The organism is Haloferax sp. Q22 (genome assembly GCF_001482285.1).
Lineage (GTDB): Archaea > Halobacteriota > Halobacteria > Halobacteriales > Haloferacaceae > Haloferax.
The window spans coordinates 105,585-124,331 of record NZ_LOEP01000056.1 but is presented as its reverse complement, the minus strand read 5'-3'; the positions used below and the strand labels follow the sequence as shown (position 1 = coordinate 124,331).

23 protein-coding genes are annotated in these 18,747 nt (G+C 68.5%); 13 read left to right on the top strand and 10 right to left on the bottom strand.

Annotated features, from left to right (window positions below):
* Positions 1 to 15: 15 nt before the first annotated feature.
* The 3 genes from AM590_RS19315 to AM590_RS19305 all read right to left on the bottom strand — a co-directional run bounded on the left by AM590_RS19315 (position 16) and on the right by AM590_RS19305 (position 1,751).
* The gene (locus tag AM590_RS19315) at positions 16 to 240 is read right to left on the bottom strand and encodes an H/ACA ribonucleoprotein complex subunit GAR1 (RefSeq protein ID WP_004977496.1); all 225 of its coding nucleotides are present in this window, start codon (positions 238 to 240) and stop codon (positions 16 to 18) included.
* The gene (gene srp19, locus AM590_RS19310; RefSeq protein WP_058828890.1) at positions 240 to 518 is read right to left on the bottom strand and encodes a signal recognition particle subunit SRP19; all 279 of its coding nucleotides are present in this window, start codon (positions 516 to 518) and stop codon (positions 240 to 242) included. Before srp19 ends, AM590_RS19315 begins: the two co-directional genes overlap by 1 nt.
* Before the next feature lie 96 nt (positions 519 to 614).
* Positions 615 to 1,751: a PGF-CTERM-anchored ABC transporter substrate-binding protein gene (locus tag AM590_RS19305; RefSeq protein WP_058828889.1), complete on the bottom strand. Its 1,137-nt coding sequence runs from the start codon at positions 1,749 to 1,751 to the stop codon at positions 615 to 617.
* A 60-nt stretch (positions 1,752 to 1,811) separates the two neighbouring features.
* Here AM590_RS19305 and btuC point away from each other — a divergent pair, with 60 nt between their 5' ends.
* The 4 genes from btuC (at position 1,812) to AM590_RS19285 (ending at position 6,347) form a co-directional block, all read left to right on the top strand.
* On the top strand, positions 1,812 to 2,906 hold the full coding sequence (btuC, locus tag AM590_RS19300; RefSeq protein ID WP_058828888.1) for a vitamin B12 ABC transporter permease BtuC: 1,095 nt from the start codon (positions 1,812 to 1,814) through the stop codon (positions 2,904 to 2,906).
* Positions 2,903 to 4,321, top strand: a complete 1,419-nt coding sequence (locus AM590_RS19295) for a heme ABC transporter ATP-binding protein (RefSeq protein WP_058828887.1) — start codon at positions 2,903 to 2,905, stop codon at positions 4,319 to 4,321. Before btuC ends, AM590_RS19295 begins: the two co-directional genes overlap by 4 nt.
* An 83-nt stretch (positions 4,322 to 4,404) precedes the next feature.
* Positions 4,405 to 5,574, top strand: coding sequence for a tubulin-like protein CetZ3 (cetZ3, locus tag AM590_RS19290; RefSeq protein ID WP_058828886.1), 1,170 nt, complete (start codon positions 4,405 to 4,407; stop codon positions 5,572 to 5,574).
* A 74-nt stretch (positions 5,575 to 5,648) separates the two neighbouring features.
* The gene (locus tag AM590_RS19285) at positions 5,649 to 6,347 is read left to right on the top strand and encodes an RNA ligase partner protein (protein ID WP_058828885.1); all 699 of its coding nucleotides are present in this window, start codon (positions 5,649 to 5,651) and stop codon (positions 6,345 to 6,347) included.
* Positions 6,348 to 6,367: 20 nt separating this feature from the next.
* Here the strand turns inward: AM590_RS19285 and AM590_RS19280 are convergent, their stop codons facing one another.
* Both AM590_RS19280 and AM590_RS19275 read right to left on the bottom strand, forming a co-directional pair.
* Positions 6,368 to 6,568, bottom strand: coding sequence for a hypothetical protein (locus AM590_RS19280; RefSeq protein ID WP_058828884.1), 201 nt, complete (start codon positions 6,566 to 6,568; stop codon positions 6,368 to 6,370).
* Complete coding sequence (locus tag AM590_RS19275) at positions 6,568 to 6,915, bottom strand: helix-turn-helix domain-containing protein (protein ID WP_058828883.1); 348 nt, start codon at positions 6,913 to 6,915, stop codon at positions 6,568 to 6,570. Before AM590_RS19275 ends, AM590_RS19280 begins: the two co-directional genes overlap by 1 nt.
* Positions 6,916 to 7,098: 183 nt before the next feature.
* Between AM590_RS19275 and AM590_RS19270 the strand changes: the two genes are divergently transcribed.
* Both AM590_RS19270 and AM590_RS21315 read left to right on the top strand, forming a co-directional pair.
* A complete protein-coding gene (locus AM590_RS19270) occupies positions 7,099 to 7,740 on the top strand; it encodes a helix-turn-helix domain-containing protein (RefSeq protein WP_058828882.1) in 642 nt (213 codons plus the stop codon).
* A 94-nt stretch (positions 7,741 to 7,834) separates the two neighbouring features.
* Positions 7,835 to 7,969, top strand: a complete 135-nt coding sequence (locus AM590_RS21315) for a hypothetical protein (protein ID WP_256364952.1) — start codon at positions 7,835 to 7,837, stop codon at positions 7,967 to 7,969.
* 82 nt (positions 7,970 to 8,051) lie between these two features.
* Here the strand turns inward: AM590_RS21315 and AM590_RS19265 are convergent, their stop codons facing one another.
* On the bottom strand, positions 8,052 to 8,561 hold the full coding sequence (locus AM590_RS19265) for a halocyanin domain-containing protein (RefSeq protein ID WP_058828881.1): 510 nt from the start codon (positions 8,559 to 8,561) through the stop codon (positions 8,052 to 8,054).
* Positions 8,562 to 8,661: 100 nt separating this feature from the next.
* On the opposite strand from AM590_RS19265, the gene AM590_RS19260 reads away from it, so the two are divergent.
* The 3 genes from AM590_RS19260 (at position 8,662) to AM590_RS19250 (ending at position 10,442) form a co-directional block, all read left to right on the top strand.
* On the top strand, positions 8,662 to 8,979 hold the full coding sequence (locus tag AM590_RS19260) for an Htur_1727 family rSAM-partnered candidate RiPP (RefSeq protein WP_058828880.1): 318 nt from the start codon (positions 8,662 to 8,664) through the stop codon (positions 8,977 to 8,979).
* Positions 8,976 to 10,184: a TIGR04347 family pseudo-SAM/SPASM protein gene (locus AM590_RS19255; protein WP_058828879.1), complete on the top strand. Its 1,209-nt coding sequence runs from the start codon at positions 8,976 to 8,978 to the stop codon at positions 10,182 to 10,184. Before AM590_RS19260 ends, AM590_RS19255 begins: the two co-directional genes overlap by 4 nt.
* A gap of 72 nt (positions 10,185 to 10,256) precedes the next feature.
* Positions 10,257 to 10,442 carry a hypothetical protein gene (locus AM590_RS19250; protein ID WP_058828878.1) on the top strand — a complete coding sequence of 62 codons (186 nt, stop codon included), beginning with the start codon at positions 10,257 to 10,259 and terminating at the stop codon, positions 10,440 to 10,442.
* 62 nt (positions 10,443 to 10,504) lie between these two features.
* Here the strand turns inward: AM590_RS19250 and AM590_RS19245 are convergent, their stop codons facing one another.
* Positions 10,505 to 11,554 carry an NAD(P)/FAD-dependent oxidoreductase gene (locus AM590_RS19245; RefSeq protein WP_058567201.1) on the bottom strand — a complete coding sequence of 350 codons (1,050 nt, stop codon included), beginning with the start codon at positions 11,552 to 11,554 and terminating at the stop codon, positions 10,505 to 10,507.
* Positions 11,555 to 11,695: 141 nt separating this feature from the next.
* On the opposite strand from AM590_RS19245, the gene AM590_RS19240 reads away from it, so the two are divergent.
* The gene (locus tag AM590_RS19240) at positions 11,696 to 11,980 is read left to right on the top strand and encodes a DUF357 domain-containing protein (protein WP_058828877.1); all 285 of its coding nucleotides are present in this window, start codon (positions 11,696 to 11,698) and stop codon (positions 11,978 to 11,980) included.
* A 78-nt stretch (positions 11,981 to 12,058) separates the two neighbouring features.
* Complete coding sequence (locus AM590_RS19235) at positions 12,059 to 12,532, top strand: hypothetical protein (RefSeq protein ID WP_058828876.1); 474 nt, start codon at positions 12,059 to 12,061, stop codon at positions 12,530 to 12,532.
* Here the strand turns inward: AM590_RS19235 and cysS are convergent, their stop codons facing one another.
* The 3 genes from cysS to AM590_RS19220 all read right to left on the bottom strand — a co-directional run bounded on the left by cysS (position 12,533) and on the right by AM590_RS19220 (position 16,488).
* The gene (gene cysS / locus AM590_RS19230) at positions 12,533 to 14,017 is read right to left on the bottom strand and encodes a cysteine--tRNA ligase (RefSeq protein ID WP_058828875.1); all 1,485 of its coding nucleotides are present in this window, start codon (positions 14,015 to 14,017) and stop codon (positions 12,533 to 12,535) included. It lies immediately after the preceding gene.
* Positions 14,018 to 14,145: 128 nt separating this feature from the next.
* Positions 14,146 to 15,927 carry a globin-coupled sensor protein gene (locus AM590_RS19225; protein ID WP_058828874.1) on the bottom strand — a complete coding sequence of 594 codons (1,782 nt, stop codon included), beginning with the start codon at positions 15,925 to 15,927 and terminating at the stop codon, positions 14,146 to 14,148.
* A gap of 66 nt (positions 15,928 to 15,993) precedes the next feature.
* Positions 15,994 to 16,488, bottom strand: coding sequence for a hypothetical protein (locus AM590_RS19220; protein ID WP_058828873.1), 495 nt, complete (start codon positions 16,486 to 16,488; stop codon positions 15,994 to 15,996).
* 190 nt (positions 16,489 to 16,678) lie between these two features.
* On the opposite strand from AM590_RS19220, the gene AM590_RS19215 reads away from it, so the two are divergent.
* Positions 16,679 to 17,557: a CbiX/SirB N-terminal domain-containing protein gene (locus tag AM590_RS19215; RefSeq protein ID WP_058567207.1), complete on the top strand. Its 879-nt coding sequence runs from the start codon at positions 16,679 to 16,681 to the stop codon at positions 17,555 to 17,557.
* Complete coding sequence (locus AM590_RS19210; RefSeq protein ID WP_058828872.1) at positions 17,557 to 18,729, top strand: DR2241 family protein; 1,173 nt, start codon at positions 17,557 to 17,559, stop codon at positions 18,727 to 18,729. The genes AM590_RS19215 and AM590_RS19210 overlap by 1 nt, the downstream gene beginning before the upstream one ends.
* Positions 18,730 to 18,747: the final 18 nt, after the last annotated feature.

Sequence of the window (18,747 nt, the reverse complement as noted above, 5' to 3'; positions counted from 1 at the left end):
TGCGCTCTGGAGTCGTCAGCGAGCGTAGAGCTTGCTGCCGACGAGCCGAGCGGGCGAGCCGTCGTCCGCCGTGACGGCGACGTAGGGGCGGTCGACCGGGCCGAACACGTCTACGATGCGGCCCACCGTCGACAGCGACTCGTCGAGGACCATCGTGCCGATGTCCGGCGTGTCGTCGTCGTCGAGGCGGACGATAGCGAGGCCCTGCGCCGTCCGGGAGACCGTGCCGATTCGCCGCATCAGTCGCGGAGGATTCCGACGTAGGCGGCGACCGCCTGCACGATGTCGTTTTTCGTGGCGTCGTCGGCGTTGTTCACGAGGACGCGCCCGCGGGTTTCGAACTCGCGGGAGTACCGCTTGTCCCGTTCGATGACGGCGTCGTAGCCGACCTGCTGGACGGCCTTCGCGATTTCGTCGACGGTCGGCGTTTCGACCGCCGCGGACTGGGCGACCCGCCGACCCTCGCTGCGCGAGAGAGAGGCGTCGAGGTAGGCGGGGTAGATGACGTTCTCGACCATACCCGTGTGTCCGCCATCCGACGGTAATACGGTTGTGGTCTCACGGAGCCGAGTGACTGCGGTGGAGAAACGGAGACGGCGTGGGTGTCTGCGCGGTTATCGGCGACGCGCGAGCAGGACCACCGCGCCGATGGCGGCGAGGCCGGCGACGACGCCGAACCCGGGCGCGTCGCTCTCTGTCGTGGAATCCGCCGACTCGGTCGTCGCGGTCGATTCGGCCGCGTCGGTCGCAGTCGTGTCCGCGGCCGTGGTCGTCTCAGTCTCGTCCGCGGTCGAATCCGTCGCCGACTCGTTTTCGAGCTGCTGGTAGCGTTCGTAGGCGTCGGGGTGGACCGCTTCGAGAATCTCCTCGCTCGCCTCGATTGCTCGCGGGGCGGGCTGTTGGAGCTTGTGCGCCTCGATGACGATGACGTTGCCCTCCTGTATCGCCGTCGTGCTGTTGTACGCCGGACTGCTCGGCACCGGCGCGTGGTCTGGGACGACGATGTACTCGGGGTTCATCTCGACGACGAGTTCCTCGTTAATCTGGGCGAAGCCGGTGAGGTTCGCCTCCGCCGCGCCGTTGCGCAGGCCGGCGGTCGTCATGATGTCGGAGATGAACGTCTCGGAGCCGGAGGTGTAGCCGAAAAAGGAGTTGAGGCCGACGGGGCGCTCCGCGCCGTCGAGGGCTTCCCGCATGTGCTCCATCGACTCGCGCATCTCGGCCGCGCGCTCGACGCCGGCCTCGCAGTTGCCGGTCATGCGGCCGACGCGCTCGGTCTTGTTGGCGACGGCGGCGAGCGACTTCCCGGACTCGAAGACGACGACCGAGATGTCCGCCGAGCGAAGCTGTCCGACGCGGTCGGGCGCGGCGTTGTACGAGGAGTTCGGGACGAGCACGAGGTCGGGTTCGAGACCGATGACGGCCTCGACGTTGAGGCCGCCGGAGCCGGAGACGTTCCCCTTCTCCGACGCGCCGTCGAGGTACATGGCGTACTGCGAGACGCCGACGACCTCGTCGCGCGCGCCGAGTTCCCACATGGTCTGGGCGGCGCTCGGGTTGGTCGTGACGACCCGCTCGGGGTCATCGGTGATGGTGACTTCGGTCCCGGTGGCGTCGGTGACGGTCATCGGGAACGTACACTGCGCGGTCTGCTGCTGTGCGGTCTGATCTACCGCGGCCGCGGCCGGTGCCGGAACTCCGGCGAACACGGTCGCGAACGCGAGTAGGGCGACGACGAGTTGTCGGTTCACGGTAGTGGCCTCAGCGACTGTTCAATAAATATTTACCTACTGAAAGCGCGGTTGTGTTCAATGAGCGTTCGAACGCGGGCGACCACGTGGTCGCTCGGCCTCTCCGGGCTCTTGCTTCTCGTCGTCGTCGTGAGCGCCGGTATCGGGGCCGTGACCATCCCGCCGCGCACCGTCGCCGCCATCCTCGCGGACGCGGTGCCCGTCCCCGTCGGCATCTCTCTCGGCGGCGCGACGGTCCTCCCTATCCTCGGGTCGGTTCCGACGCCGACGCTGGAGTTCGTCTCGCCGTTCGCGTTCTCCGTGCCGAGACCCGCCCGCATCATCGTCCTCTCGGTCCGCCTGCCGCGCATCCTCCTCGCGGCGCTCGTCGGCTTCGCGCTCGCCACCGCGGGAACCGTGATGCAGGGCTTCTTCCGCAACCCGATGGCCGACCCCTCCATCGTCGGCGTCTCGTCGGGGGCCGCCGTCGGCGCGGTCGCGACCATCGTGCTGTCGCTTTCGATTCCGTTCGGTCTCGAGGGCGCGGCCTTCGTCAGCGCCGTCGTCACCGCCTTCGTCGTCTATCTGCTCGCCAGCGAGAACGGTCGAACGCCCGTGGCGACCCTGCTTCTCGCGGGCGTCGCCATCCAGACGTTCCTCGGCGCGGTCATCTCGTTTCTCCTCCTCCAAAGCGGCGAGAGCCTCCGGCAGGTCGTCTTCTGGCTCATGGGCCATCTCGCGGGCGCAACGTGGAGCGAGGTCGGCATGCTCACGCTCGTCCTGCCGCTTCCGTTCGTCGTCTTGTTGGTCCACGCCCGCGACCTGAACGTCCTGCTGCTCGGCGAGGAGGACGCCCACGCCCTCGGCATCGAGGTCGAGCGGACGAAACAACTGCTCCTCGCCACCGCGAGCGTCGTCACCGCCGCGGCCGTCTCGGTCTCCGGCGTCATCGGCTTCGTCGGCCTCGTCGTCCCCCACATGCTTCGGCTCCTCGTCGGCCCCGACCACCGGGTCCTGCTTCCGGCGTCGGCGCTGGCCGGCGCGTCGTTCCTCGTCGCCACCGACACCGTCGCCCGCTCCGGCGGCGCGGAGATTCCGGTCGGCGTCGTCACGGCCGCCGTGGGCGCGCCGTTTTTCCTCTACCTGCTCCGCACGCGGGAGGTGCGTTCGCCGTGAGCGATTCCGACTCCGGTCCCGGCCCCTTCAGCGACGCCGATCCGGCGATTCGGCTCGACGACGTGTCGCTTTCGCTCGGCGGACACTCGATTCTCGACTCCGTCTCCGTCGACGTGGGCGAGGGCACCTTCGTGGGTCTCATCGGCCCCAACGGCGCGGGGAAGACGACCCTGCTCCGGACCCTCAACGGCGCGCTCGCGCCCGACGAGGGGTCGGTCCGAGTCGTCGGCGAAGACGTGCATGCCCTGTCGTCGAAGGCAGCGAGCAGGCTCGTGGCGACGGTTCCCCAGACGACGAGCGTCACTTTCGACTTCCCAGTCCGCGACGTCGTCGAGATGGGGCGGACCCCGCACCGCGGGCGGTTCGAGGGCTGGCGCGAGCGCGACGACGCGGCCGTCGAGTCCGCCATGCGACGCACCTCGGTCGAGTCGCTTTCCGACCGCCCGGTGACGGAGGTCAGCGGCGGCGAGCGCCAGCGCGTCCTCATCGCCCGCGCGCTGGCACAGGAGACACCCGTCTTGCTCCTCGACGAACCGACCGCCAGCCTCGACATCAACCACCAGGTCCGAACGCTCGAACTCGTCTCCGACCTCGTCGCGGACGGGACGACCGCGGTCGCGGCCATCCACGACCTCAACCTCGCGGCCCACTACTGCGACGCGCTCGTCCTCCTGTCGGGCGGGCGCATCCTCTCGGCGGGCGACCCCGCGGCGGTGCTCTCCGAGGAGCACTTACGCGAGGCGTTCGACGCCGAGGCGGTCGTCTCGCGGCACCCAGTCACCGGTTCGGTGTACGTGACCGCCCTCCCGCCGTCGTCCGACGACGCCAACGGCCGGGTCCACGTCGTCGGCGGGGGCGGCACCGGCGCGCGGGCGCTCCACCTTCTGTCGGCGGCGGGTTACGCCCTCTCCGCCGGCGCGCTCAACGAGGGCGACACCGACGCCGAGGCGGCCCGCCGGGTCGGCGCGGACCTCGTGACCGTGCCACCGTACTCGCCGGTTGACGACGCCGCACGGGCTGCGGTCGAGTCGCGGGTCGAAGCCGCCGACGTGACCGTCGTCGCCGACGTGGAGGTCGGAGACGGCAACCTCGCCAACCTCGAAGCGGCCGCCGAGGCCGACCGTCTCGTCCTCGTCGAGGAACGCCCCTTCTCGGAGCGAAACTACGCAGGAGACGACGGTTTCGCGGTCTACGAGCGCCTCCGGGAGCGCGGCACCATCGTCGAACCGAGCGACCTGCTCTCGGTCGTCGGCGAACTCGCCTGCGACTCGTTCCGCGAGCGCGACGACGGCGCAGACGGCACCGTCGACGGCGGGGCCGGTTCGGGCGACGCCGACACCGGCGCGAACGACGCCGAATCGACCCACGACGACGCCGGTGGCGACGACACGGCTGCCGACCTGTTCTCCGATTAAGCTGTCGTTGCACAGCGCTACGCACAGCATATTCAAGGCCTGAGCGCGCGTCTAGTAGTTCGTTTTCTGAGAGGAACACGGACATGAAACTCGCACTCATCGGTATCGGACAGGCAGGCGGCAAGGTCGTCGACGCCCTCGTCGACTACGAGCGGCGGACGAAGACGGGGTTCGTCGTCGACGCCATCGCAGTCAACTCGGCGCGCGCGGACCTCCGGGGGCTCCGAAACGTCCCCGAATCACGGCAGGTGCTCGTCGGGCTGACGCGCGTCAAGGGCCACGGCGTCGGCGCGGACAACGAACTCGGCGCGGAGGTGACCGCGGAGGACGTAGGCGAGGTGCTCTCGATGGTCGACGACCTCCCGGTCCACGAGATAGACGCGTTTCTCGTCATCGCCGGGCTCGGCGGCGGTACCGGCTCGGGCGGCGCTCCCGTCATCGCGCGCGAACTGAAGCACATCTACACCGAGCCCGTCTACGGCCTCGGCATCCTCCCCGCGCGGGACGAAGGCGGCATCTACACGCTCAACGCCGCGCGGTCGCTCCAGACGTTCGTCCGCGAGGTGGACAACCTCATCGTGTTCGACAACGACGCCTGGCGGAAGACCGGCGAGTCGCTCGAAGCCGGTTACGGCAGCCTCAACGCCGAACTCGCCCGCCGCCTCGGCGTGCTGTTCAGCGCCGGCGAGGGCGACGGCTCCGGCGCGGTGGCGGAGTCCGTTGTGGACGCCTCCGAGATAATCAACACGCTCGGCAGCGGCGGCGTCTCGACTATCGGCTACGCCGCCGTCGAACTCGACCGCCCCAAGCGCGGCCTGCTCTCCCGGCTCTCCGGCGGGAAGGCCGACGCCGAGGACGGCGGCGACTCGACGAACCGAATCACCAGCCTCGTGCGCCGCGCCGCCCTCGGCCGGCTCACGATGCCCTGTGAGATTGCCGGCGCGGAGCGCGGCCTCGTCGTCGTCGCCGGCCCGTCGGACGTGCTCTCCCGCCGCGGCATCGAGCGCGCGCGGACGTGGCTCGAAGACGAGACCGGAACGATGGAGATTCGCGGCGGCGACTACCCCGTCGACTCGAACTTCGTCGCGGCGGTCGTGCTCCTGTCCGGCGTCTACGACGTGCCGCGGGTGAAGGAGTTGCAGGCGGTCGCCATCGAGACCCAACGCGACATGCTCGCCAAGCGCGAGTCCAGCGCGGCGTCGCTCGACGACCTCGTCTCGACCGGCGACGACCGCATCGAACCGCTGTTCTGAGCCTCCCGCTCTCGGTTTCTCTCAGTTTTATCCACGGGGAAGGGTCATAGTGCCGCGGTACCAACTGACGAACGATGGCCGAGTACCCGCTGAAACAACGGTTCGTGCTCGACACCTCGCTGTTTCTCTCCGAGGAGATTCGAGACGACGACGAGACGTTCGAGGAGAGAATCGAACGGCTCCTCGACACCATCGCCGCCGCGCGGCTGGACCTGAACATCTCGTGTTACATGCCGCCCTCTATCGCCGCGGAGCTGGAACACATCCTGCGCGAGCGCGGCGTCTCGGAGGACGTACTCGGCAAGCTCGACACGTGGGTCATCAAGAAACACCCCGACCGCTACGAGGTGTACATCCCCGCGGAGGTCGTCTACCGCTTCATCGACGAGATGTCAGACCGGGTCAATCGCGGCCTCCGCGTCTCCGAGAAGGCCGTCCGAAAGGCCGAAGAGTCGAAACAGCGGTCCAACGGCGGGTCGAAGCTCTCCGACGTGGACAAGGTCATCTCCGACCTCCGCGAGGACTACCGCGGCGCGCTCAGACAGGGCGTCCTCGACTCCCGGGAGGACTTCGACCTCCTCATCCTCGCCCGCGAACTCAACGCCGGCGTCGTCACGGAAGACACCGGCATCATCAGTTGGGCCGCCGACTTCGGCCTTCGAAACCTCCGCGGGCGAGCGTTTCCGACCCTCTTAGAAGAGTACCTCATGGCGCTCGACAGCCCGCGCCCGTGGAGCAAGAGCGACGACGGCGTCGACCCCGACCGACTGTAACCTTCCGGTCACGCCGACGCTTACTCCATCGATTCGAGGTCGACGAAGCTCCCTTCGAACGCCGATAGCCACCGGGTCAGCTGTTCTTCGGGCGTCGCGTCGGCCGGGTAAATCGTGCACTCCTCGCGCCCGTCGGGATGCGTGGTCAGCCGAGACGCGAGCCGCGGGCGCACGGGATGTTCGCTCCCCGAGTCCGGCGGATGCGCCGGCTCCGACCCCATCAGCGGTCCCCTCCGAGGGCGACTTCCAGCCCCCGGTCGTCGCTCAGCGAGACCGTGACCGACTCGACGTTCGACCGGTACTGGTTGGTGTGCGTCCCGTTCGCCCGCAGTTGGAGCGTCTCGTCGAGCAGCGCCGCCTCCGAGAGCTGTTCGACTTTCCGGTAGGTCGTCGACAGCGGCACGTCGCACGCCTCGGAGAGGTCCTGTGCGGTCATCGGCTCGGTCGCGCTCTGTAGCGTCGTGAGGATTCGCCGGCACGCGCGGTCCGAGAGCGCTTCCAGCACCTGTTCCGCCTCCAGTTCGGCGGGCTTCGGTCCGGTCGGCGTGCGTCTGAGGCCGGTCTGCATGCTCACCCGTAGATTCGCCCGCGTCGCCCGTCGAAGGGCACCCGGAATATACAGGGCGCTTTATACCCTCGGCGACCGGCCGCGGGCCGCGTGGCGACGACGGGCGGAGGAAACGGACCACGATATAAAGGCCCGGTGTATCGGGGGTGTTTATATCAGAGGTTGGAGCGACTGCATACTCTTATGACGAGCGCAGCGGGCATCAGAGCGGAGTTGAAGGTGACGGGGCCGGATGGCTGTCCGGTCGCAACCGTCTCCGAGGGCGACACCTCGGGCTACGCGCTCTCGCGGAGCATGGCTCCCAACGAGCGCGGGTCGGTCATAGAGGAGTTCGTCTTTGACGACGACACCGACGTCCCCGAGGAGATGGAGGAATTGTTCGAGTACGGCGACGGCAGCGTCTACCGGTTCGACCGCGAGGGCGGCATCGGCTGTCCCTGCGAGCGCGTCGAGGCGTTCGACTGCCCGGTCGTGGACGTGCAGACGCGCGACGGCGCGCTGTTTCTGACGTTCCACGCGCCCGACGTGGAGACGCTCCGCGACGTGGTCGCTTCCCTCCGGGAGTCGTCGGGATCGGTGGACGTGCGCCGACTGCTCCAGTCGTCGTCCGACGAGTCGCGGGACCTCGTGTTGGTCGAACGCGGCCAACTCACCGACCGTCAGCGCGAGGTGCTGGAGACGGCCCACGAGATGGGCTACTTCGACCACCCGCGGCGCGCCAACAAGGGCGAGGTCGCCACCGAACTCGGCATCACGACCTCGACGTTCTCCGAGCACCTCGCCATGGCGCAAAAGAAGCTCATGGGTGCTATCCTCCAGGGGTGACGAGATGAGACGCGCCGACGGGGTATCAGCCCCCCGCGAATGCAGGGTGCACCCCCTCGAGTCTCCACGGCGTACCACTAGTCGGTGAGCAACGATGCGCGAGTTCGACGTGACCTGTCCCGAGTGCGGCGAGCGCTATCGGGTCAACGAGCCGATGATGCGGACGCTCCGGGAGACCGGCTGTGTCCTCTGTACCGCGCCGCTGAACGACACCCTGCGGTCCGCGTGATGCCGACGCCGGCCGGCCTGCCCGCGGACTGAGGGTCGAGGAGTTCACTCGCCCGCGACGACGCGAGCGCGACGACGGACGCTTACTCGACGACGACGACCCCGACCATCCCGAGCGTCTCGTGCGGGACGCAGACGTACTTGTACTCGCCGGACTCCTCGAACGTGTACTCGAACGTGTGGCCCTCTGAGACGGTGAGTTCCGACTCGAACAGCCCGTCTTCGCGGTTGACGACGTTGTGGGTGCCGCCGTTTCCGGTCCACTCCCAGACGACCGTCGTCCCCGGCGAGACCTGCACCGCGGCGGGGGCGAACGCGTAGCCGCCGCCGTTGCCGGCCGCGCCGACCGCGACCGTGACGGTGTCCTGTCCCGTCAGGTCGTGGACGCCGTCGTAGTTCGCCGTCCGGTCGAACCAGCCGCCGAAGTCCCGCATCTCGTGTTCGGAGGTGCCTTCCCCATCGGAGGAACTGTCGCCATCCCCGCCCTCGTCGTCCGCGCCGCCGGACGAACTCGAACAGCCCGCCAGCAGCGCGATACCTGTCGAAGCCGCCGTTGCGCGGAGAACCGACCGCCGGGTGAACCGTTGCGTCATTAGCTGGCCGTAGTGAGTGGCCGAACAAGTCTAAAGCTTCGATTCCCACGCGCTGAAAACGGGCGAAACGAGCGTGGCCACTCCACCCGAAGGCGATGACATGGACGACGACGACCCGAGGCGACGACCGCGAATCGACGGCAGCCGCCAGTGGGAAGTGTTCTACCGCGACGCGTCGGCCGAGCCGATGCGCCACGTCGGCAGCGTGAGCGCGCCCGCCGAGAACCTCGCGACCGAGCAGGCGCGGACGCTGTTCGGCGACGGCGACGCGGACCTCTGGCTCGCGCCGGCCGACGAGTTCCTCCGTCTCGGTGGGAACGACCTCGCGGCGAAGGGTGAGGGGTCGAACGGCGAGACAGAGAACCGTGACGCCGCGAGAGACGTCCGCGGTGCCGAAAACGGGGTGTCGGCCGAGTGATTTCCATCAGCAAGCTCCTGTGCGGGCAGGGAGCCGAGGGTGACGGCCTCCGCTACGACGACCCCGACGCCGACATCGACCAGATACGCGAGGAGAAACAGAAACGCCCGGTCGTGGTTTGGAACACGACGCGGCGCTGTAACCTCTACTGCGAACACTGCTACGCCGGGGCCGACCTCGACCCCGCGCAGGGCGAACTCTCGACCGCCGAGGCGAAGGGGCTCATCGACGACCTCGCGGCCTACGACGTGCCTGTCTTGCTGTTTTCGGGCGGCGAGCCGCTCGTCCGCGAGGACCTCGTCGAACTCGTCGATTACGCCACCGACGCCGGCATCCGGGCCGTGCTTTCGACCAACGGGACGCTCATCACCGAGGAGAAGGCCCGAGCGCTCCGCGACGCCGGACTCTCCTACGCCGGCGTCTCAGTCGACGGGTTAGAGGAGCGCAACGACCGCTTCCGCGGGAAGGACGGCGCGTTCGACGCCGCCGTCCGCGGCATCGAAAACTGCCTCTCTGTGGGGCTCAAGACCGGCCTCCGGTACACCATCACCGAGCACAACGCCGCCGACATGGAGGACGTGGTGGACCTGCTGTACGACGTGGGCGTCGACCGCTTCTGTTTCTACCACCTCGACTACGGCGGCCGCGGCGGCGACATCGCCGACGCCGACCTCGACGACGAGGCCCAGCGTCGCGCCGTCCGCCGGCTGTTCGACATGACCCGTGAGTACCACGCCGAGGGCGAGGAGATAGAGACGCTTCTGGTCGGCAACTACGCCGACTCCGCCTACGTGGTCGAGTACGCCCGTGAGGAACTCGACGCCGACCACGCCGAGCGGATTCACCGGTATCTCCGCGTCAACGGCGGCGACCCGACCGGCGAGCGCGTCGCCGACGTGGACTACCGCGGCGACGTCCACCTCACGCAGTTCTGGCAGAACTACAGCCTTGGCAACGTTCGGGACCGGCCGTTCGGCGACATCTGGGACGACGAGTCGAACCCGCTTCTCGCCAGGCTTCGAGAGCGGAAAGAACACCTGACCGGCAAGTGCGCGACCTGCCAGTATCAGGACGTGTGCCGCGGCTCCTCGCGGCTTCGGTCGCTCGCGGCGACGGGCGAACTGTTCGGGCCCGACCCGCAGTGCTACCTGACGCCCGACGAGCGCGGCGCGGGTGCCGATGCGAGTCCGGGCGCGGCCGACTGAGCCGATCACGCACCCTTTCACCCGCTGGGAACGCTCCGTACGCTTATTTTTCGGCGAGTCCAACCGCGGGGTATGGAAACCAAACGAGGGGTTCCGAACATCCTCGGGAACGGGCTCGTCGGCATCGGGCTCGTCCTCTTCGCGGTGGCGGTCGCGGGCGCGGCCGGCGTCGTGGACGTGCGGTTCGCGCCGGGCGTCTACCTCGTCTTCGTGGCGATTAGCTTCATCCTCGCGTGGCTGTTGCGGTCGCTGACGTAGGGAGCACCGAGCGGAAGGCAGAGTCAGAAAACAGAACGCCGAGCGCGAGCGCTCGATGCCGCCTATTCGGCCGCGCCCGCGGCCGCCTGCTTCTCCTCGCGTTCGAGTTCTTCGAGGTAGTCGTCGGCGTCGAGGGCGGCCTTCACGCCCATGCCGCCGGCGGTCGCGGCCTGCTGGTAGTGGTAGTCCACCACGTCGCCCGCGGCGAAGATGCCGGGCACGTCGGTCGCGGTCTGGCCGCCGCCGGAGCCGCCCTTGGCGACGATGTAGCCGTCGTCGTCGCGCTGGACGCCCGTGCCGTCGAGGTAGTCGGCGTTCGGCGTGTGGCCGATGGCGTAGAACACCGCGCCCACGTCGAAGTCGAACTCCTCGGTCTCGGGGTCGTCGAGCTTGTCGCTCGGGTGACCCTCGGGGTTGCGGACGAGCGTCACGTGGTCGACGCCCTCCTCGGGCGAGCCGTGAAGCTCCGTCGCCTCGGTGTTGAGCATGAGCTCGATTTCGCCCTCGTCGACCTTTTCCATCAGGCGGTCGACCCAGTAGTCCTCGGCGCGGAACTCCTCGCGGCGGTGGACGAGGTAGACCGTCGAGGCGAACTTCGTGAGGAAGTTGGCCTCCTCGACGGCGGCGTCGCCCCCGCCGATGACCATGATTTTCTCGCCGCGGAAGAACGCGCCGTCGCAGGTCGCACACGTCGAGAGGCCGTAGCCCATCAGGTTCTCCTCGCCGGGGATGCCGAGGGTGCGGGCCGACGCGCCAGACGCCGCGATGATGGCGTCCGCGGTGTACACGTCGCCGTTCTTGAGCGTGACCGTGAACGGGCGCTCCGAGGCGTCAACGTCCTCGATGATGCCGTGGCGAATCTCGGTGCCGAAGCGCTCGGCCTGCTCTTTCATGTTGTTGATGAGCTCCGGGCCGGAGATGCCCTCGGGGAAGCCGGGGTAGTTGTCCACCTCGGTCGTGAGCGTGAGCTGTCCGCCCGGCTCGTCGCCCTCAAGCACCAGCGGCTCGTTGTTGGAGCGGGCCGCGTAGATGGCGGACGAAAGCCCGGAGATGCCCGAGCCGGCGATGATGAGTTTCCTGTGTTCCACGAACGAATCGGCGTCCTCTGTCATGTCCGATAGTTCGCTACACCGGTGTCTTAAGGTTTCGCTGTATTGCGAGGAGTGCTACAACACCGGCACGATATCGCATGCCACAGCGTTCGCGGCGCGCGGAGCGAAAGACCGGTATCCGTCGCCGACGCATCACTCCGCATGGCCGCCGACCTACAGGAGAAGACGAACCGTTACGAGGGGATGCTCGCCGACGCGCTCGACGAGGCGGTGCAGGCCGTCCCCGACGAGACGCACCTCGGCGAGGCAGCCGCCGACTGTTTAGAGATGGCCGAGTCCTACCTCGACGACGGCCGACACTTCAAGGCCGACGACGACTGGGTAAACGCGCTGGCGTCGTTCTCGTACGGCTACGGCTGGCTCGACGCGGGCGTCAGGATGGGGTTGTTCGACATCCCGGACGACTCGCACCTGTTTACGATGTGACCCGCTTCGCACCTGCCTTACACCCGTTTGCCGTGTGACCGGTTTTTCTCCGGCGGGGCCGTACGAATACGCGAACAGATGTCCCCGACCGCCGCCACCGACCGCGTTTCGGACGCACAGCGAATGCTCGAACAGCGGTTCGCCAACCCGTTTCTGCGTCGCGTGCTCCGCTCGCCGCTCCACCGACTCGCCAGTCGCTGGTTCGTGCTCGTCTCCTACGTCGGCCCCAAGAGCGGGCGACGGTACAGGTTCCCCGTCGCCTACGCCGTCGCGGGCGGCGGCATCGTCGCCGTCACGCCCGAGGCGGAGAGCAACTGGTGGAAGAACTTCCGCCGGCCGATGGCGTGCCGCCTGTGGTACCGCGGCCAGCGGCGCGAGGCGACCGGCGAGGTCGTCACGGGCGAGTTCGCCGCGGACCTGCTCGACCGCTACGCCGCGGCCCACGGCCTGTTGGCTCGTGAACTCGGGATATCCGAGAACGGCGGCGGTCGAACCGCGGCCGACGAGGGGGCGCGAGCCGACGTCGCAGTCGTGCTGTTTCGGTTCGACTGACTACTCGAAGCGGAACGTCGCGCCGTCGGGGCCGTCTTCGACCTCGACGCCGAGCGCCGTCAGGTCGTCGCGAAGGTCGTCGGCGCGCTCGTAGTTGCCCGCCTCGCGCTCGGCCTCGCGCACGTCCAAGACGAGCTGCACGAGGTCTTCCGCGACCGACACGTCGCCGCCCTCGCCAGCGTCGCCGAACGAGAGGCCGAACACCTCGCCGCCGAGGTCCTCGAACGCCTCGACGGCCCGGCGGAGCGCGCGGTAGTCGTAGTGGTCGGCGTCAGCGACGTGGCGGTTGACCGCGCCGGCGAGGCCGAGCAGCTCGGCCATCGCCTCGCGGACGTTGAAGTCGTCGTTCATCGCCTCGCGGAAGTTCTCGCGGGTCGCGGTCACGGTGTCGCGGAGTTCCGTCGCCTCGACTTTCGTCCGGGCGTCGGGGCTGTCGACCGCGTCGACGGCGGCCTCGTAGGCGCGTTCGAGGCGCTCCCAGCGCTCTTCGGCCTCGGCGATGGTCTCCTCGGAGTACGTCTGTTCGGAGCCGTAGGCCGTCGAGAGGTAGAACGTCCGAATCACGTCCGCGCCGAACTCGTCGAGGGCGTCGCCGACGGTGAAGAAGTTGCCGAGACTCGAACTCATCTTGTCGCCCTCCGTCTGGAGCAGGCCGACGTGGAGCCAGTAGCGGGCGAACTGCTGGCCGGTCGCCGCCTCCGACTGGGCGATTTCGTTCTCGTGGTGCGGGAACACGAGGTCGCGGCCGCCGACGTGGATGTCGAGGGTGTCGCCGAGGTGCGTCATCGACATCGCCGAGCACTCGATGTGCCAGCCGGGTCGGCCCTCGCCCCACGGCGACTCCCACGTCTCGCCGCACGGTTCGTGGAGCGGTTCGAGGTCGGGGTTCCGGTGTTCGGCGGCCGTCTTAGGGTCGACCGCGCCGGCCTTCCAGAGCGCGAAGTCGGTCGGGTTGCGCTTCTCGGAGCGCTCGTCTTTCGTCGCCCGCGACTCCAGTTCCTCGAGTTTCTGGTTCGAGAGCTTCCCGTAGTCGTCGAACGTGGACACGTCGAAGTAGACGGAGCCGTTGGATTCGTAGGCGTGGCCGCGGTCGACGAGCGTCTGAATGAGGTCGATAATCTCGGGGACGTGCTCGGAGACGCGCGGGTAGACCTCGGCGCGCTTCAGGTTGAGCCCGCGCATGTCGTGAATCACGTCGCCGACGAAGTGCTCGGCGACGCTCGCCTCGTCGTCGCCGAGGTCGTCCTCGCCGATGCGGGCGGCTATCTTCTCGTTCACGTCGGTGAAGTTCTCGACGTGGCGCACGTCGTAGCCCTCGTAGTCCAGCCAGCGGTGCATCAGGTCGGCGTGCATCCACAGGCGGGCGTGGCCGAGGTGGGCGTGGTCCGAGACCGTCAGTCCACAGACGTAGAGCAACACTTCGTCGCCGTGCGACTCGAACTCCTCGCGCTCTCCCGTCAGGGTGTTGGTCACGGACAGGGTCATCACACTCGGCTACTTCCGGGACCACTTTCAACCCGTCGGAAGCGCGGTCGGTGCACGGTCGGTGCGCGGTCGGTGTGTCTCCGTCCTTACGGGGCGACCGCCGCGCCGTCGTCACCTCCTCGCGGCGGCTACTTCGTCCACTCCGGGCGGTCGGCCTCGCCGCGGCGAATTTTCGCCAGCGTCTCCTCCGAGAGCAGTCGCTTGACGAACGCCGGAATCCGGTCGGTCGGGTCGTCGTCAGTCGCGTCGCCGTCGGCCGGGGTGGACCCCGCGCCGCCGACTCGGTCGCCCGTCAGACTCGCAGGTTCCGCCTCCCTGCTGACCGCGCGGTCGGCGTTCGCCGCCGACGCGAGCGCGTAGTGCCCGCCTCTGGTTGCGACGCCGCCGTCGGTCGTCGTCTCCGCGCGCCGGCGGAACGATTCGAGGTCGGCCTCGCGGTCCAACTCCTCGACGGCCGTGTCGAGGTCGGCGGCCTGTTCGGCCTGCTCGGAGACGCTCTCGGAGATACGGTCTATCTCCGCGGTCACCTCGTCGACCTGCGTCGCCGCGTCGTCGACGAAGGTGGCGATGTCGGAGGTGAGCGTCGCCTGCTCGTCGGTCGCCCGCGCCACCTCGTCGATGCCGTCGGTCACGTCGGCGACCGAGTCGGTGATCTCGTCGAGGCTCTCGACGGTCGATTCGACCCGCTCGATGCCGTGGTCGATGTTCTCGTCGGCCGACGACAGCGCCTCGGCGGTGTCCTCGATGTGGTCTGTCACGTCCTCTATCATCTGGCCGATGCGCTCGGCCTGCGACTTCGACTCGTTCGCGAGCGACTTCACCTCGTCCGCGACGACGGCGAAGCCGGACCCCGCCTCGCCGGCGCGGGCGGCCTCGATGGAGGCGTTGAGCGCGAGCAGGTTCGTCCGGTCGGCCACCTCGTCGATGACCTCGACGATGTTCTGAATCTCGTCGATGGCGGCCACGAGCGCCTCGACGTTCACGGTTATCTCGTCGCGGTCGTCGCCGACCTGCCGCATCGCGCCGATTGCCTCGCCGGCCTCGGCGCGTCCCTCCTCGGCCCGCGTGGTGGCCTCGTCGCTCCGCGAGGACACGTCGTCGGCGGTGGCCGCGACCTCCTCGACGGTCGCGCTGAGGTTCGACAGCTCGGCGGCGATTTCCTCGGTCATGTCGGCCTGTCGGGCCGCCAGCCCCTCGATTTCCGCGATGCTCTCGCTCGTCCCGGCGGTCTCCTCGTGGAGCTGGGATGCGACCGACTCCAGATCCCCGCGGCTCTCTCTGGCCCGGCGGACCTCCTCGCGAACGTCCAGCGAGTACGAGTAGAGGTAGGTTGCGTTGACGACCTGTCGGTCGAGGTTGAGCCCGCGGACGACGGCCATCATGTCAGCGAACGCCTCGTCGACGACGCGTTCGACGCGGTCGGCGTCTTCGCCCGACAGCGACTCGGTGGCGTCGTCGATGGCGCGTCCGCGGAGTTCGTCCGCGAAGATGCCGGTGACGTTGGCGAACATCCCGCCGAAGTAGTGCAGCGGCATGTCGAGTTTGTCGTGGAGTAGGCCGATTCGCGTGCGCGCCGCGTAGTGGTTCTGGTCGTAGTTCCCGTCGGTGAACGAGCGGTAGTAGCCGGAGACGACCGCGCGGAGGCCGTCGAGGTCGGTCTTCGAGCGGTCGATGACGTCCGTCGTCCGCTCGTTGGCGAGAATCGGCTCGACGAAGCCGTCGACGAGTGCCTCGTCACGGGCCTCGACGACGCCCCGGAGGTCCGCGAGACGCGCGGCGTCCTCGTCGTCGAAGCCGACGAACGACTGCCGCCACCCCAACTCGTCGGCGTCGAGGTCGAGTTCGGCGAGGAGTTCCGTGGATGAAAGCGAGATGTTGCCGTCGTCGTCGCGGGGGCTGGGCGAAACCATTGACGTACTCACCGGCTCCGACGTAATAAGCGCCGGCCGCCGGCTATCAACCGTGATATCCGAAAATCAGGCGTATAAATCGCTGACGGCCGCTTCGACGACGCGGAGGGCGGCGGCCCCCTGTCGACGCGGCACGACCACGGCGAGCGTGTCGCCCGCGACGCCCGCGGCGTCGACGACGACCGACTCGGCGTCGAGTCGGGAGAGGACGGCGGTGAGAACGGTCGGGTCCACCTCGCCCTCAGCGATGATAGCCGTGAGGGGACCGCCGCTCGCGAGGTCGACGCCGGCGACCGAGAGCACGGGGTCCTCGTCGGTCGCCTCGACATCCTCGCCGACGAGGCCGACGCCGCTTCGCATCGTCACGCTGGCGTCTCGGGGGTCGGCTTCGAGCGGCGGGAGGTCGTCGGCGAACCGGCGGAGCGCGGCCGCGACCGCCTCGTCGTCGCCGAGGTCGAGTTCGGCCGCGGCGGCGGCGTAGTTGACGACGCCCGCGCGGAGCGCGGCGAGGAGGTACGGTCGTTCGCGGACTGCGTCGCGCGCGTCGGCGGCGAGGGACATGTCTGCCGGGTCGTCGGGCGCGCGCAAAAAAGCGCCGCTCGCTGGGCGCTGTCGCGGTCGTCCCCGAGTCGCGACTCTCCGCGTGCCGCGTCGTATTCCTTGAACGAGTGGTGAACGCGAGTTGTCCGAATCCGAAGATTCCTTTCTTCGATGCGAAGTTCATAAGACAGTCGCCTCGTAACCCCCGGACATGCAAGCCCTGGTCATCGTGGCGCACGGGTCGCACCTGAACCCGGATTCGAGCGCCCCCACCTACGACCACGCGGACACGGTCCGCGAGGTGGGCGCGTTCGACGAGGTGCGAACCGGCTTCTGGAAGGAAGAGCCGTCGATTCGCGAGGTGCTCCGGACCGTCGAGGCCGACGAGGTGTACGTCGTCCCGCTTTTCATCAGCGAGGGCTACTTCACGGAGCAGGTCATCCCGCGCGAACTCCGCCTCGAAGGGTGGGACGTGGCCGACTGGGACTCCGACGGCCTGTCGGCGTCGCACGTCACGCTCACCGCGACGGACGTGCCCGAGAAGACGATTCACTACTGCGGGCCGGTCGGAACCCACGCGGCGATGACCGACGTGTTGGTCCGCCGCGCCGAGACGGTCACCGGCGACCCGAACGTCGGCGAGGGGTTCGGCCTCGCCGTCGTCGGCCACGGGACCGAGCGCAACGAGAACTCCGCGAAGGCCATCGAGTACCACGCCGACCGCATCCGGGAGATGGACCGCTTCGACGAGGTACAGGCGCTCTACATGGACGAGGAACCCGAAGTGGACGACGTGACGGACTACTTCGACTCCGAGGACGTGGTCGTCGTCCCGCTGTTTATCGCCGACGGCTTCCACACCCAAGAGGACATCCCGGAGGACATGGGTCTGACCGACGACTACCGCACGGGCTACGACGTGCCCGCCGAGGTCGACGGCCACCGCCTCTGGTACGCCGGTGCGGTCGGAACCGAGGGGCTCATGGCCGACGTGGTGCTCGAACGCGCCGCCGACGCGGGCGCCGACATCGGTAACAGCCTCGAAGTCGTGCGCGAACGCACCCGGAAGACGCCGCAGGAGGCGAACTGATGGGGCACCACCTCGACGCCCTCGTCGACGCCGCAGCAACCGGCGACGGAATCTCTCTCGACGGACTCTCCGTCGTCCACGGCGACGACGGCTTCCGCCTCGAAACGCCCGAATCGACGCTGAAAGGACTCACGGAAGGCGGCCTCCGCGAGGCCCTCACAGACTACGACGACTACGCGACGAACTGGTACTTCTGGTCCGAAGTCGTCGGCGAGTCCAGCCCCCAGCGGCGGGCGTTCCTCCGCTGGGTCGAGGGCGCACCAGTCGATTCGGGAGGCGACGACGGTGGGGACGGAGACGACGGCGACAACGATGGATTCGGAGACGACGGCGACGCCGCCTCGGTCCCCGAGCGCTACGACGCCCTCCGAGACGCGTTCAGTCGCGAGTGGGGCCAACTGCTCGTCACGGTTACCGTCGACGACCACGGCGAGCGCTCCTACGAACTCCGCCACGCCGACGAGGCCGACGCCGACCGCGACGACCTCGACCCCTACCACGAACCGCTCGCGGCCCGCCAGTTAGCGACCTACGATGAGAAAGGGCGGTACCGCCCGCTGAAGACCGGTAACAACCTCGCCGGCGGCTGGGTGTTCCCCGACCTCGACGCTCGCGACCTCGTCGAGACCGTCGAGACGTTCTACCCCGCGTCGGTGCCGAACTGGTACCGCGAGCGCCGGGGTGAACTCGACGTGGCCCACTGGAAGGACGCCATCGGCCGCCAGACCGGGATGTACAGCGTCGTGAAGACGTGGAACCGCGGCGACGGCCACGAGCACGTCAACTGGGTCGCGGAGACCTGTTGCGACGACAGCCAGTGCGTCAAGCGCCGCGAGTGGCAGTACGACGACGAGACCGACCTCGACGTGGACGGCGGCGACGGCGCGTTCCCGTGCCGCGAGCCGTGTTCGCTCGTCATCGCGGCGTCCCGAAAGTGGACGCGGCTGGAGGGCGAGGGGACCCAAACGTACGAGTTCGAACTCACGCCCTCGGAGAAGGAACAGGTCGAAGATATCATCGAGGCCGTCGCGGACGACCGCACCGACGACATCCGCGAGGCCGACGTGTACGAGGGCGCGAACCGCTACCGGGCGCGGTTCCTGCGCGCGAAGTTATTCGACGACGAGGGCAACCTCGGTGGCGTTCCGACCGACGCGCCCGACGACGAGTAGGTCGCGCCGCGAGCGCTC